Genomic DNA, 13678 nt, shown 5'->3' with positions numbered 1-13678 from the left:
GCCCTCATGCCCATGGAAATCCTCCTCTTCGGCCTCCTCGCCGTCCTCGTCGTCTTCATGTTCGTGAACGGCCGTCGTCGCCAGAAGCAGATGAAGGCGGAGCAGGAGGAGAAGGCGACCAAGACGGTGCCCGGAGTGAAGGTGCTCCTGCAGGGCGGCATCTACGGCACCATCGTCGCCTACGACCACGACGACCTCGACTCGCCCGCGCTCGTCGAGATCGCCCCCGGCACGGTCATCGAGGTGCACAGCCAGGCCATCCTCCGCATCGTCGAGCCCAAGGACCTCACCGACGGCGTCGACGTCGTGGGCGACGAGACGCCCGTCGTCGTGGAAGAGACCCCCGTCGTCGACGACGCTCCCGCCGTCGAGACCCCCGAGGAGACGCGTCGCCGTCTCGAGCGGGACGCCGACGACAAGTAAGACCGCTCTCCGCAGCACTCGGCACTCCGGCATCTCAGAAAGCTGATCACACGTGGCCACTTCCTCCCCGGTCCGTCACGCCTGGCGGGTCCTCCTCGGACTCCTCCTGGTGACGGGCGTCCTGTTCGGCATCAACGCGATCGGCGTCTACGGCTTCCAGAAGAGCTCCTGGGCTCCTGAGCTCGCGCTCGATCTCCAGGGCGGAACGCAGATCATCCTCAGTGCCGAGACCGAGGACGGCGCTGCGCCGTCGTCCGAGCAGCTCGACCAGGCCGCGGCCATCATCCGTCAGCGCGTGGACGCGTCCGGTGTCGCCGAGGCCGACATCACCACCGAGGGCGGCCGCAACATCGTGGTGCAGATCCCCGGTGCGGCCGACGACCAGACGCGCGAGCGCATCCAGTCGAGCGCGCAGCTCCAGTTCCGGCCCGTGCTCGCGACCACCGCGGGGACGAACACGTTCATCGGCGAGGACGGAAACGAGACGCCGTACCCGACGCCCGACGACTCGCTCAGCGACACCCCGACGGCGGAGCCGACCGACCCGAGCGACCTGTCCTGGGTGAGCGAGAAGCTGGCCGCGGAGTTCCAGGCGTACGACTGCGCGAACCCGGAGAACGACCCGTCCCGGGAGCCGGCCGACCAGCCGCTCATCGCGTGCGACCCGACCGGTCAGGCGAAGTACATCCTCGGCCCGACCGAGCTCACCGGCCAGGCCATCACCGACGCACAGGCCGGCCGCGACCCGCGCTCCGGTGCGTGGATCGTGCAGCTGACGATGAACGCCGACGGCACCGACGCGTTCGGCAAGGTCAGCACGCGTCTCAACCAGAACCGTATCGCCAACCTCTCGCCGCGCGACCAGTTCGCGTTCGTGCTCGACGGCTCCGTGATCAGCGCGCCGGTCATGAACGGGCAGATCCTCGACGGACGCCCCAGCATCTCGGGCAGCTTCACGCAGGAGACCGCGACCACACTCGCCGACCAGCTGAAGTTCGGTGCGCTGCCGCTCAGCTTCGAGGTGCAGAGCTCCGACACGGTGTCGGCGACGCTCGGCACGCAGCAGCTGCAGATCGGCCTCATCGCCGGCCTCATCGGCCTCGCGCTCGTCGCGGTGTACTCGCTCTTCTCCTACCGCGCGCTCGGTACGGTGATCATCGCGTCGATCGCGGTGATGGCGGTTCTCACGTACATCGTCATCTGCATCCTCGCGTGGCGTCTCGGCTTCCGCCTCTCGCTGGCCGGCGTCGCGGGTCTCATCGTGTCGATCGGATTCACCGCCGACTCGTTCATCGTCTACTTCGAACGCATCCGAGACGAGCTGCGAGACGGCAAGTCGATCACGGCGGCGGTCGAGGACGGATGGGGTCGAGCCAAGCGCACGATCTACATCTCGAAGTCGATCAACGTGCTCGCGGCCGTCGTGCTGTACATCCTCGCGGATGCGACCGTGAAGGGCTTCGCGTTCACGCTCGGCCTCACCACCGTCATCGACGTGCTCATCTTCGTGATCTTCACGCACCCGGTGATGCAGATCCTCGCACGCACGCGCTTCTTCGGCGGCGGCCACAAGCTCTCCGGGCTCGACCCGGAGTCCCTGGGCGCCGTGTACCGCAGCCGTTCGCAGTTCCGCGAGGTCGCGACGACCTCGACGGGGCGCAACGCGAAGAACGCCCGTTCGCGCGGGGAAGCCGATCGTCGTCAGACCATCGCGGAGCGCAAGCGCGCCGAGGCACTCGCCGGTGAGAAACGCACCAGCACCGGAAGTGAGGGGGACGCGTGATGGCTTCCATGAACGAGTTCGGAAACAACCTCTACACGGGAAAGACGTCCTTCCCGTTCGTCGGCAAGCGCCGCCTGTGGTTCATCATCGCGATCGCCCTCGTCGTGGGCTCGGCCCTCGTGCCGCTGATCCGTCCCATCCAGTTCTCGATCGAGTTCACGGGCGGGTCCCAGTTCACGGTGCAGGCTCCCGACACGACCGACCAGCAGACGGCGACGGATGCCGTGCAGTCCGTCGTCCCCGAGGCCGCCACCAAGGTGGTCGTCGTCAACGGCTCCGACATCCGCGTCCAGACCGACCAGATGAGCGCGGCCGAGACCCAGCAGGTCTCCGCGGCTCTCGCCGACGCCTACAAGGTCGACGGGGATGCCGTCACCTCGTCGTTCATCGGCCCGGCGTGGGGCGAGAACGTCACGAAGCAGTCACTGTGGGGCCTCGCGATCTTCCTCGCGCTGACGTTCCTCATTCTCGCGATCTACTTCCGCACGTGGAAGATGTCCGCCGCCGCCATCCTCGGTCTGCTGGATGTGCTCGTGATCACCGTCGGCGTGTATGCGCTGGCCGGATTCGAGATCTCTCCCGCGGCTGTGATCGGGTTCCTCACGATCCTCGCGTACTCGCTGTACGACACCACGGTCGTGTTCGACAAGATCCGCGAGAACACCACGGAAGACGGAGAGAAGTCGGCGCGCCTGTTCGGGGAGTCCGTCAACCTCGCCGTCAACCAGACGCTCGTCCGGTCGATCAACACCTCCGTCGTGGCTGCGCTGCCCGTCGGCGCGATCCTGTTCATCGGCTCGTTCTGGCTCGGTGCCGAGACGCTGACCGACATCTCGCTGTCGATCTTCGTCGGTATCCTGGTCGCGACCTATTCGACGCTCTTCGTCGCCGCTCCGCTCTACTCGCTGTTCCGCGAGAACGAGCCGCAGATCAAGGCTCGCGACGCGCGTGTGCGCGAGACGCGCGAGCGCGCGGCCGTCGAGGTCTGATCGTCCCGCTCAGCGGGGCCGCACCCCGCTGAGCACGCGTAAGCTGTTCTGATTGGGGAGGTGAGCGGATGGCGGAACCGCAGACGACGTCGCAGGGATCGAGCCTGAGGCGACTGGTTCCCCGCATCTTCTCCCGTGCGCCCCGGGTCAACGACCTGGACAACCTGATCCGCACCGTTCGCACGAATCACCCCAAGGGCGACCTGGCCGTGATCGAGCGGGCCTACGCAGTCGCCAAGGAGAAGCACGAGGGCCAGAAGCGGCAGAGCGGCGAGCCGTACATCACCCACCCTCTCGCCGTCGCTCAGATCCTCGGCGAGATGGGTCTCGGGCCCCGCGCGATCGCTGCCGCGCTGCTGCACGACACGGTCGAGGACACCGGGTATGCCCTGACCGACCTCACCGCCGAGTTCGGCGATGAGGTGGCGATGCTCGTCGACGGCGTCACCAAGCTCGACAAGGTCAAGTACGGCGAGAGCGCCCAGGCCGAGACGGTCCGCAAGATGATCGTCGCGATGTCGAAGGACATCCGCGTCCTGCTCATCAAGCTCGCCGACCGGCTGCACAACGCGCGCACCTGGGGCTTCGTGCCGCCGGAGAAGGCGGCGAAGAAGGCCAAGGAGACTCTCGAGATCTACGCGCCGCTGGCGAACCGGCTCGGCATCCAGGCGATCAAGTCCGAACTCGAGGACCTGTCGTTCGCGGTACTGCACCCGAAGATCTACAACGAGATCCACAACCTCATCGCTCAGCGCACGCCGCAGCGCGAGAAGTATCTCGGCCAGGTCGTCGAGGAGATCGACGAGGACCTGCGCGATCTGCGCATCCGCGGCAAGGTGGTCGGACGCCCCAAGCAGCTTTACTCCGTGTACCAGAAGATGGTCGTGCGCGGTCGCGAGTTCGACGACATCTACGACCTCATCGGCATCCGTGTGCTCGTGTCCTCGGTCCGCGACTGCTATGCGGTCCTCGGCGCCATCCATGCGCGGTGGACGCCGCTGCCCGGTCGTTTCAAGGACTACATCGCGACCCCGAAGTTCAACCTGTACCAGTCGCTGCACACGACGGTGATCGGCCCCTCCGGTCGCACGGTCGAGATCCAGATCCGTACGCACGAGATGCACCAGCAGGCGGAGTACGGCGTCGCCGCGCACTGGATGTACAAGGAGCGGATGAACGGCGGCAAGGCCGAGGTCCGCGCGGCCGACCGCGACATGGCGTGGCTCGCCCACATCTCCGACTGGCAGGCAGAGACGGCCGATCCGGGGGAGTTCCTCGACTCGTTGCGCTTCGAGATCGGCGCGAAAGAGGTCTACGTCTTCACCCCGAAGGGCCGCGTCATCGGGCTGCCGGCGGGTGCGACCCCCGTCGACTTCGCCTACGCCGTCCACACCGAGATCGGCCACCGCACGATGGGGTCGAAGGTGAACGGGCGCCTGGTGCCGCTCGAATCGGAGCTCAAGAGCGGCGACGTGGTCGAGGTGTTCACCTCCAAGAACCCCGACGCGGGCCCGAGCCAGGACTGGCTCGGCTTCGTCAAGAGCACGCGAGCCCGGAACAAGATCCGCGGCTGGTTCACGAAGGAGCGTCGCGAAGAGGCCATCGAGCAGGGCAAGGAGGCCATCGCCCGCGCGATGCGCCGACAGAACCTGCCGCTGCAGCGCCTCATGAATCAGGACTCGTTCGCCGAGGTCGCGCACCAGCTGCACTACGAGGACGTCTCGGGGCTCTACGCCGCCGTCGGTGAGGGACACGTGTCCACGCAGTCGGTGCTCGAGAAGGTCACCGCACTCGTCGCCACAGACGATCCGGCCACGGGGCCGATCGACCTTCCCGGCGCGATGCCGTCGCGTGAGCCGCGCAGCGGAGACTCCGGCGTGCTCGTGCGCGGCGCCGCCGACATCCTCGTGAAGCTCGCCAAGTGCTGCACCCCGGTGCCCGGCGACGACATCGTCGGTTTCGTCACGCGCGGCAGCGGCGTCTCCGTTCACCGCGCCGACTGCGTGAACGTCAAGGCGCTGTCGAGTGAGGAGGACCGCTTCGTCGACGTCTCCTGGGCTCCCACGACCAAGAGCGTTTTCCGTGTGCAGATCCAGGTCGAGGCGCTCGACCGCTCCGGTCTGCTCTCCGACGTCACCCGCGTCCTCAGCGAGCACCACGTCAACATCCTCTCGGCGACGGTCAGCACGACCGACGAGCGTCTCGCTCTCAGTCGCTTCGTCTTCGAGATGGGCGACGCCGTGCACCTCGACCGGGTCCTCAACGCGGTCCGCCGCATCGACGCGGTGTACGACGTGTACCGCGTCACCTCGTCCTGACGACCGCACGCTGCAGCGCGGCCGTGGCGACTCTCGCCCCGGGCATGCGCTGCATCGCATCTATCGCCGTCGCAGCGCGGTCGAGCAGCCCGGGGTCCGTGTCGGCGAGGAGGTCGATCCACTGACGTCGGGTCGGGTCCCTGTGCAGACCCAGCGCCAGATCGACCATCGTGCGAACCGGACTCATGACGAGGATGCCGCCGAGCTGCACGACATCTCCCTGCGGGAGTGCGGTGTCGTGCAGCACGACGCGCGGCGGCAGATCCAGCCGCAGGCGGTGCGGCACGGCGCGTCGCACGTGGTGACGGGCCGGCGGGCGGTCACCCGCTCCATGCACCCAGGCGGCGGACGGGCCGCAGGCGGCGGTGTTCCGGGGCACGACCGCGGCGATCGACGCGGCCCGGGCATGAGGAGAATCGACGAGGTCCGCCGGGACGTACCCCTCGCCGAGCTCCACGAGATGGCCGTCGAGTCGGGCGGCCGACAGCTCGGGGAGAGTGAGCCGTCCGCCGGGCAGATACAGGAGAGCGGGGTGCATCACGCCAGTGTGGCGCAGTGCATCCCGCTCTTCTGTCGGTGCGGTGGGATCTGTGGAGAGATCAGCCGCCCAGGGCGCTGAGCCACGTGCGACGTGCCTCGAGGGCCTCGGATGCCGCCTTGACGGCCCTCTTGTCGCCGGACTTCTCGGCGGCGGCGAGCTCGGACTCGAGCTTCTCGATCGCCTCGAGCAGCTGCGAGCTCATGTCGTTGGCGCGGGCCTTGGTCTCGGGGTTGTTCTTCTTCCAGTCCACGTCCTCGCGGGCCTTGAGCGCCTGCTCGATCACGCGCAGGCGGTCGTCGAGCGCGCGTTCCTTGTCGCGCGGGAAGATGCGGCCGACCTCGTCCCACTGACGCTGGATGCGGGTGAGCAGTGCGCGGGCGCGCTTGATGTCGCGCTCGTCGGCGACGGCCTTGGCCTCTTCGAGGAGCGCCTGGCGGGCCTCGATCTTCGGGGCGGAGTCGGCCTCCTCGGCCGCAGCCTGTTCGGCTCGTGCGGCGTAGAGCGCGTCGCCGGCGGCCTTGAAGCGCGCCCACAGTGCGTCGTCGGCCTTGCGGCCGGCGCGTCCCGCGTTCTTCCACTCGTCGAGCAGGGAGCGGTACGAGGGGATGCCGTCGACGCCGCGCGGCGCGAGGGCTTCGGCACGCTCGACGAGGCGGGTCTTCGCATCGCGGGCGGTCTTGTGCGCATCGTCGAGTTCCGAGTAGAACGCGCGGCGCGCCTTGTCGACGGTCGACCGGGCGTCGCGGAATCGCTTCCAGAGCTGCTGGGAGATGCCCTTGGACAGGCGGGGTCCCGACTGCTGCTGTGCCTGCCACGTCTCGAAGAGCTCGGTGAGCTCCGCGGTGACCTGCTTCCACTGCACCTTGGAGAGGTCGCGGGCCGCGATCGCCTCGGCGCGCTCGACGAGGGCGGTGCGCTCGGCGATGGCCTGCTCGACGAGCTCCTTCGCCTGCTGGGCCTCCTGCGCGGTGGCCTCCGACAGCGAGGACGTCAGTGCGGTGAGGCGATCGCGGAGACCCGCGAGGTCGCCGACCGCGGCGGCATCCGTCGCCTCCTCGATCAGGTGGTTCGACTGCTTTACGAGGTCGGCTGCCGAGGCGCCGCCGGCCTGGTGGCGCTGCTCGAGCGCGACCACCTTGAACGCGATGTCGTCGTACTTGCGCACGAAGTAGGCCAGCGCCTCGTCAGGCGTGCCGTCGGGGTACTGTCCGACGACGCGCCACGTGTCGCCCTCGCGGACCTCCACGGTTCCGTCTTCGGAGACCCGCCCCCACTCGGCGGCGTCTGTCGACGGCGTCGGGATCGCGGCGGCGACCGGAGCGGCAGCGGCCGGGGTCGGCAGCTTCCGCGGCATGGGCTTCGCCGGGGGAGCGGGAACGGGGGGAGTCGGCTTCGCGGGCTCGTTGGCAGACACGTGATTCTCCTTGCGCGGTCGTACCGCGGGAGGCGGAAAGGACGAGCCTCAGCCTAGTACGCGCGGCGTCCGCGCGTGTGGCCGACCGGACTCACTCGGCCGGAGTCTCCGTGGGGATCGGCTCGGGTACCGGGGTCTCGCTCGGCAGGATCTGCTCGCCGGGGTCCTCGGTCTGCTCGACGCCGGGGCTGGGGGTAGGGGTCGGCTCGGGAGCGGTCACCTGCGCGTGCACGACCTGGCTCACGATCGCACCAGCCACGATGACGACACCCACGACGACGGCGATCACGTTGTCGCGCGTCCGCCGAGCGATCTGACGGTCGTGCCAGTCGCGTCGGGCGTTGTGAAGGCGTGCGCGCTCCGCTTCGGTGCGTGCACGCTGTGCGTTCCTGGACCCGCGTGCGGCCATGCCCCACTCCCTCTCCGACGCGCGACGGCGCGTCGCCTGAGAGCCTATCGTCGCCGCGCGGTCCGTTCGAGCCGGTCACTGTGTCGGCGGGCCGCGTTAGCCTGGGACGATGACCTCCGCCGCCGCTCTGCTCTCCGGGCAGACGCCCCTCGCCGTGCGCATGCGCCCGGTGTCGCTCGACGAGGTCGCCGGTCAGAAGCATCTTCTCCGCGCCGGGTCGCCGATCGTGGCGTTGGCGGACCCGGCCGCGTCGTCGCCCGGGGCCGTGTCGATCATCCTGTGGGGACCACCCGGCACAGGGAAGACAACCCTCGCGCAGGCCATCGCCCGCTCGTCGGGGCGCCGTTTCGTCGAGCTCTCGGCGATCACGGCCGGCGTGAAGGACGTGCGCGAGGTGATGCAGGAGGCGATCACCCAGCGCGACCTGTACGGCCAGACCACGATCCTCTTCCTCGACGAGATCCACCGGTTCACGAAGGCGCAGCAGGACGCACTCCTGCCCGGCGTCGAGAACGGCTGGGTCATCCTCATCGCCGCGACCACCGAGAACCCGTCGTTCTCGGTCATCTCCCCGCTGCTGTCCCGCTCGCTGCTGCTCACGCTGCAGCCGCTCACGGACGACGACATCGGCGTGCTCGTCGATCGGGCGGTGGGTGACGCGCGAGGTCTCAACGGCACCGTGACGCTCGCCGACGACGCGCGGTCGGCCCTCATCCGTCTCGCCTCCGGCGACGCCCGTCGTGCGCTGACGGGTCTGGAGGCCGCAGCGGCGGTCGCGCTGTCGCCTGCGAGCGGGTCGCCCCGCACCGAGGACGACTCCGACGCCGGGGACGACTCCGACACCGGGGTCGACGATACGGCTGCCCCGGCGGTCACCGCCGACGACGTCGCGCAGGCCGTCGACAAGGCCCTGCTCCGCTACGACCGTCAGGGCGATGAGCACTACGACGTCATCAGCGCCTTCATCAAGTCGATCCGCGGCTCCGACCCCGACGCCGCCCTCCACTACCTCGCCCGGATGATCGAGGCCGGGGAGGATCCGCGTTTCATCGCCAGGAGGCTCGTGATCTCCGCGTCGGAAGACGTCGGTCTCGCCGATCCGCAGGCGCTCTCGATCGCCGTCGCGGCGGCGGATGCCGTGGCGTTCATCGGGATGCCGGAGGGGCGGATCCCGCTGGCGGAGGCCACCGTCTATCTCGCGACGACCGCGAAGTCGAACGCCGCCTACTCGGGCATCGACGCCGCGATCGCCGATATCCGCGCCGGAGGCTTCGGGCGGGTGCCGCTGCACCTCCGCGACGCGCACTACCCGGGTGCGAAGCGCCTGGGTCACGGACGCGGCTACGTCTATCCGCACGACAGCGAGTTCGGCATCCTCCCGCAGCAGTACCTCCCCGACGAGCTGCGCGGTCGTCGTTACTACGAGCCGAAGAACCTCGGCGCCGAGCGCGACATCTCCGCGCGACTGGAGCGGATCCGGCGCATCCTCGACGGGCGTTGAGTCGGATCTGATAAGATCGAGCGGCTCGAAACCGAGTTTTCGGGCATCTCCTCGTTCACACCACACCTCGACAGCGCCCCGGCGTGCGCTCCGAGGCAGAACGCGGCGATACGTCCGCGAGTCGCGAAAGCCGCGACCGCGTCATCGGAAGGACAGCTTCGTGACCACGAAGTCCCAGGACCGCCGCAAGGTCCGTCTCAGCCGCGCCCTCGGCGTGGCCCTCACCCCGAAGGCCGCCCGCTACCTCGAGAAGCGTCCCTACGCTCCCGGCGAGCACGGCCGCACCAAGCGCAAGGCAGACAGCGACTACGCCGTCCGGCTGCGCGAGAAGCAGCGTCTTCGCGAGCAGTACGGCATCCGCGAGAAGCAGATGCGCAACACCTTCAACGAGGCGCGTCGTCAGGACGGCCTGACCGGTGAGAACCTCGTCGAGCTCCTCGAGATGCGTCTCGACGCCCTCGTGCTGCGTTCGGGATTCGCCCGCACCACCGCGCAGGCTCGCCAGCTCGTCGTGCACCGTCACATCCTCGTCGACGGTCAGCTCGTCGACCGCCCGTCGTTCCGTGTGAAGCCGGGTCAGCTCATCCACGTCAAGGCCAAGAGCGAGGGCACCGAGCCCTTCCAGGTCGCAGCCGCCGGCGGTCACGCCGAGGTCCTGCCTCCCGTTCCGGGCTACCTCGAGGTCGAGCTCGACAAGCTCCAGGCTCGCCTGGTCCGTCGCCCGAAGCGCGCCGAGGTCCCCGTGACCTGTGAAGTGCAGCTCGTCGTCGAGTACTACGCAGCTCGCTGATCCCCACACAGGATCCGCAACACAGCAGAAGGCGTCGGGGTCACCCGGCGCCTTCTGCCGTTTCCGCATACGATGGAGAGACCGCGCCTCCGCGGGTCTGACACGAGGATGACGACATGAAGAACGTGCTGTGGTTCCTGATCGGCGTGATCGGCGGCTTCGTCGCGGCGCATTTCATGAACAAGGACCCGCGCGGGCACGACATCCTCGCCGAGGTCGACGCCCGGATCAACGAGTTCACGACGATCATCGGCGACGCCTACCGCGAGCAGCAGGCGCGACTCACCGACCCCGCAGACGACTGAGCGGGCGGCGCCTCGACGCGCCATCCGCCTGCCCGCATCCCCCATCCCGTACGCAAGGACACCCGGCACACCCATGAACACTGCGGAGATCGCGCAGCGCTACCTCGACTACTTCGAGAAGAACGACCACCTCATCGTCCCGTCCTCGTCGCTCGTCAGCGACGACCCGTCGCTGCTGTTCACCGTCGCCGGCATGGTGCCGATGATCCCGTATCTCACGGGCGTCGTCCCCGCGCCGCACCCGCGCATCGCCGACCTGCAGAAGTGCATCCGCACGAACGACATCGAAGAGGTCGGTCGCACGGCCCGGCACGGCACGTTCTTCCAGATGCTCGGCAACTGGTCGTTCGGCGACTACTTCAAGGAGGGGGCGATCCGCTACGCCTGGGAGCTGCTCACCAGCTCCGAGTCCGACGGCGGTCTGGGCTTCGACGAGAAGGACCTCTGGGTCACCGTCTACGAGACCGACGACGAGGCGGAGTTCATCTGGCGCGACATCATCGGTCTGAAGCCCGAGCGCATCCAGCGCCTGGGGCGCGCCGACAACTACTGGAACACGGGTCAGCCGGGTCCGGGTGGCCCCGACTCCGAGATCTTCTTCGACCGCGGACCCTCATACGGCAAGGACGGCGGTCCGGCCGCCGACGACACCCGGTTCCTGGAGATCTGGAACCTCGTGTTCATGCAGGACTTCATCGAGAACATCCGCGGCAAGACGGAGTTCGACATCGTCGGCGAGCTGCCGATGAAGAACATCGACACCGGCATGGGCCTCGAGCGCGTCGCCTTCCTCAAGCAGGGCGTCGAGAACATGTACGAGACCGACCAGGTGCGTCCGGTGCTCGACCGCGCGGTCGAGCTGTCCGGTCGACGCTATGGGGCGGCGCACGAGGACGATGTGCGGTTCCGTGTGGTCGCCGATCACGTGCGTTCGTCGCTCATGCTGCTGTCCGACGGTGTCCGTCCCTCGAACGAGGGGCGCGGCTATATCCTGCGCCGCCTGATGCGCCGCACGGTCCGCGCGATGCGGCTGCTGGGCGTCGACGCTCCGTCGTTCCCCGAGCTGTTCGCCGCGTCGCGCGACGCTATGAAGACGGCGTACCCGGTGCTCGAGTCCGACTGGTCGACGCTCTCCGCCGCGGCATTCGCCGAGGAGGAGACCTTCCGGCGCACCCTCGCGCAGGGATCGACCATCCTCGATCTCGCGCTCGACGAGACGAAGAAGGGCGGCGGCAGCGCGCTCAGCGGTCGCGAGGCGTTCCTGCTGCACGACACGTACGGTTTCCCGATCGACCTGACGCTCGAGGTCGCCGAGGAAGCAGGGCTCGAGGTCGACCGTGCGGCTTTCGACTCGCTCATGAAGGAGCAGCGCGACCGCGCCAAGGCCGACGCCCGCAACCGCAAGCGTCAGCTCGCCGACGTCTCGGTCTACCGCGACCTCCGGGCGCTGGGCGAGACCGGCTTCGACGGCTACTCCGAGCTCGAGGTCGACTCGCGCGTGCTGGGCATCCTCGTCGACGGCCAGGTCGTCCGCAGCGCCTCCGAGGGCCAGATCGCCGAAGTCGTGCTCGCCGAGACGACGCTGTACGCGGAGTCGGGCGGTCAGGTGGCCGACAAGGGCGTGATCGTCGGCCCCGGCTACGAGCTCGAGGTCCTCGACGTGCAGAAGCCCGTACCGGGTCTGATCAGCCATACGGTCGAGGTGACCCGCGGATCCGTGTCGGTCGACGACACCGCGACGACGATCGTGGACGCGGCGAACCGACGCGCGGCCAGGCAGGCGCACTCGGCGACGCACCTGGTGCACGCCGCGCTGCGCGACACCCTGGGCCCGACGGCCACTCAGGCCGGCTCCCTGAACCGAGCCGGGTACATGCGCTTCGACTTCTCCTGGTCGCAGGCGCTGTCCGCCGACACCAAGACCGAGATCGAGGAGATCACGAACCGCGCCGTCCACGACGCGCTCGAGGTCACCACGCGCATCGTCACGCTGGACGAGGCGAAGGAAGCCGGCGCCATGGCGCTGTTCGGCGAGAAGTACGGCGACGTCGTGCGGATGGTCGACATCGGCGGTCCCTGGTCGCGTGAGCTCTGCGCGGGCACGCATGTCGCGAGCAGCTCCGAGATCGGTCTCGTGAGCCTGGTGGGGGAGTCGTCGGTCGGCGCCTCCAATCGCCGCATCGAGGCACTCGTCGGACAGGACGCGTTCCGCGAGCTCGCCGCCGAGCGTGCTCTCGTGTCGCAGCTCACCGCGTCGTTGAAGGCACCGCGCGACCAGCTCGTCGAGCGCGTCGCCGACCTGTCGTCGAGCCTGAAGGCCGCCGAGAAGCGCATCGCCCAGTTCGAGGCGAAGGAGCGCGCCGGTCAGGTGCCCGCGATCGCCGAGGCCGCGACGCGCGTCGGATCCTTCCGCATCGCTGCGCAGTCGCTCGGCGAGCTCGCCTCGGCGGACGACCTGCGCGACATCGTCCTCGGTGTGCGCGACCGACTCGGCTCCGATGCCGCGGTCGTCGCGCTCGGCGGAGTGGTGAACGGCCGGCCGGTCGTCGTGGTCGCCACGAACGACGCCGCCCGCTCCGCCGGTGCCAAGGCGGGTGCGCTGGCGAAGCGCGCCGCATCGGTGCTCGGCGGTGGCGGAGGCGGACGCGACGACGTCGCGCAGGGCGGAGGCACCGACGCCGCAGCGCTCGGTGCGGCGCTCGAGGCCGTCTCGCAGGAGCTGCAGGCAGCGTGACCGGCTTCCGGCGCGGTGTGCGGATCGGGATCGACGTCGGTCGCGCACGGATCGGCGTCGCGAGGTGCGACCCCGACGGCATGCTCGCTGTGCCCGTCGAGACGGTCACGCGGGACGACGCGTCGATCGCTCGGATCTCGGAGATCGTCGCGGAGCACGAACCCCTCGAAGTGGTCGTGGGTCTGCCGGTGAACCTGCAGGGCGCCGACACCGCTTCCACCACGGACGCGCGCGACTTCGCGGCGGCCCTGGCGGACCGTCTCGGCCTGCCGATCCGCCTGGTCGACGAGAGACTGAGCACGGTGACGGCACACGCCGCCCTGAGATCTTCGGGCAGAACCCAGAAGAATTCTCGTAGCATTGTGGATCAGGTCGCCGCCGTGGTGCTGCTGCAGCAGGCGATAGACACGGAGAAGAGCACCGGAAACCCGCCCGGAGCCACGATTCCGCTCGACGAGGAGTCCCCCTGAC

12 protein-coding genes are annotated in these 13678 nt (G+C 68.9%); 9 read left to right on the top strand and 3 right to left on the bottom strand.

Features of this window, described 5'->3' with window-relative positions:
- Positions 1-12 precede the first annotated feature (12 nt).
- From yajC to RAC69_RS01830, 4 genes are all read left to right on the top strand, one after another.
- Positions 13-423 (top strand): preprotein translocase subunit YajC, encoded by a 411-nt coding sequence (yajC, locus tag RAC69_RS01845; RefSeq protein ID WP_375084725.1) that lies wholly within the window; start codon positions 13-15, stop codon positions 421-423.
- Between the two features lie 52 nt (positions 424-475).
- Positions 476-2206, top strand: a complete 1731-nt coding sequence (secD, locus tag RAC69_RS01840) for a protein translocase subunit SecD (protein WP_375084724.1) — start codon at positions 476-478, stop codon at positions 2204-2206.
- Complete coding sequence (gene secF, locus RAC69_RS01835) at positions 2206-3195, top strand: protein translocase subunit SecF (RefSeq protein ID WP_375084722.1); 990 nt, start codon at positions 2206-2208, stop codon at positions 3193-3195. The genes secD and secF overlap by 1 nt, the downstream gene beginning before the upstream one ends.
- 68 nt (positions 3196-3263) lie before the next feature.
- A complete protein-coding gene (locus tag RAC69_RS01830) occupies positions 3264-5513 on the top strand; it encodes a RelA/SpoT family protein (protein WP_375084721.1) in 2250 nt (749 codons plus the stop codon).
- On the opposite strand, the gene RAC69_RS01825 is transcribed toward RAC69_RS01830, so the two are convergent.
- From RAC69_RS01825 to RAC69_RS01815, 3 genes are all read right to left on the bottom strand, one after another.
- Complete coding sequence (locus RAC69_RS01825) at positions 5500-6051, bottom strand: hypothetical protein (protein WP_375084720.1); 552 nt, start codon at positions 6049-6051, stop codon at positions 5500-5502. The genes RAC69_RS01830 and RAC69_RS01825 overlap by 14 nt on opposite strands.
- A 61-nt stretch (positions 6052-6112) precedes the next feature.
- Positions 6113-7468 (bottom strand): DUF349 domain-containing protein, encoded by a 1356-nt coding sequence (locus RAC69_RS01820; protein WP_375084719.1) that lies wholly within the window; start codon positions 7466-7468, stop codon positions 6113-6115.
- Between the two features lie 91 nt (positions 7469-7559).
- Positions 7560-7877, bottom strand: coding sequence for a hypothetical protein (locus RAC69_RS01815; protein WP_375084718.1), 318 nt, complete (start codon positions 7875-7877; stop codon positions 7560-7562).
- A 109-nt stretch (positions 7878-7986) separates the two neighbouring features.
- Between RAC69_RS01815 and RAC69_RS01810 the strand changes: the two genes are divergently transcribed.
- The 5 genes from RAC69_RS01810 (at position 7987) to ruvX (ending at position 13677) form a co-directional block, all read left to right on the top strand.
- A complete protein-coding gene (locus RAC69_RS01810; protein WP_375084716.1) occupies positions 7987-9378 on the top strand; it encodes a replication-associated recombination protein A in 1392 nt (463 codons plus the stop codon).
- A 160-nt stretch (positions 9379-9538) separates the two neighbouring features.
- Entirely contained in the window at positions 9539-10168 is a 630-nt protein-coding gene (rpsD, locus tag RAC69_RS01805) for a 30S ribosomal protein S4 (RefSeq protein WP_096716119.1), read from the top strand.
- Positions 10169-10284: 116 nt separating this feature from the next.
- On the top strand, positions 10285-10473 hold the full coding sequence (locus RAC69_RS01800; protein ID WP_096716118.1) for a hypothetical protein: 189 nt from the start codon (positions 10285-10287) through the stop codon (positions 10471-10473).
- 73 nt (positions 10474-10546) lie between these two features.
- On the top strand, positions 10547-13207 hold the full coding sequence (alaS, locus tag RAC69_RS01795) for an alanine--tRNA ligase (protein ID WP_375084715.1): 2661 nt from the start codon (positions 10547-10549) through the stop codon (positions 13205-13207).
- Positions 13204-13677, top strand: a complete 474-nt coding sequence (gene ruvX, locus RAC69_RS01790) for a Holliday junction resolvase RuvX (RefSeq protein WP_341934410.1) — start codon at positions 13204-13206, stop codon at positions 13675-13677. Before alaS ends, ruvX begins: the two co-directional genes overlap by 4 nt.
- Position 13678 lies beyond the last annotated feature (1 nt).

The organism is Microbacterium sp. LS_15 (assembly GCF_041954735.1).
In the GTDB taxonomy this organism is placed as follows: domain Bacteria; phylum Actinomycetota; class Actinomycetes; order Actinomycetales; family Microbacteriaceae; genus Microbacterium.
This window is presented reverse-complemented; position numbering and strand designations above follow the sequence as displayed.

Coding starts and splice junctions, on each gene's coding strand:
- RAC69_RS01815 (WP_375084718.1), bottom strand. CDS start 7,877: ATGGCCGCACGCGGGTCCAGGAACGCACAGCGTGCACGCACCGAAGCG.
- RAC69_RS01810 (WP_375084716.1), top strand. CDS start 7,987: ATGACCTCCGCCGCCGCTCTGCTCTCCGGGCAGACGCCCCTCGCCGTG.
- RAC69_RS01830 (WP_375084721.1), top strand. CDS start 3,264: ATGGCGGAACCGCAGACGACGTCGCAGGGATCGAGCCTGAGGCGACTG.
- RAC69_RS01800 (WP_096716118.1), top strand. CDS start 10,285: ATGAAGAACGTGCTGTGGTTCCTGATCGGCGTGATCGGCGGCTTCGTC.
- RAC69_RS01825 (WP_375084720.1), bottom strand. CDS start 6,051: ATGCACCCCGCTCTCCTGTATCTGCCCGGCGGACGGCTCACTCTCCCC.
- secF (WP_375084722.1), top strand. CDS start 2,206: ATGGCTTCCATGAACGAGTTCGGAAACAACCTCTACACGGGAAAGACG.
- yajC (WP_375084725.1), top strand. CDS start 13: ATGGAAATCCTCCTCTTCGGCCTCCTCGCCGTCCTCGTCGTCTTCATG.
- alaS (WP_375084715.1), top strand. CDS start 10,547: ATGAACACTGCGGAGATCGCGCAGCGCTACCTCGACTACTTCGAGAAG.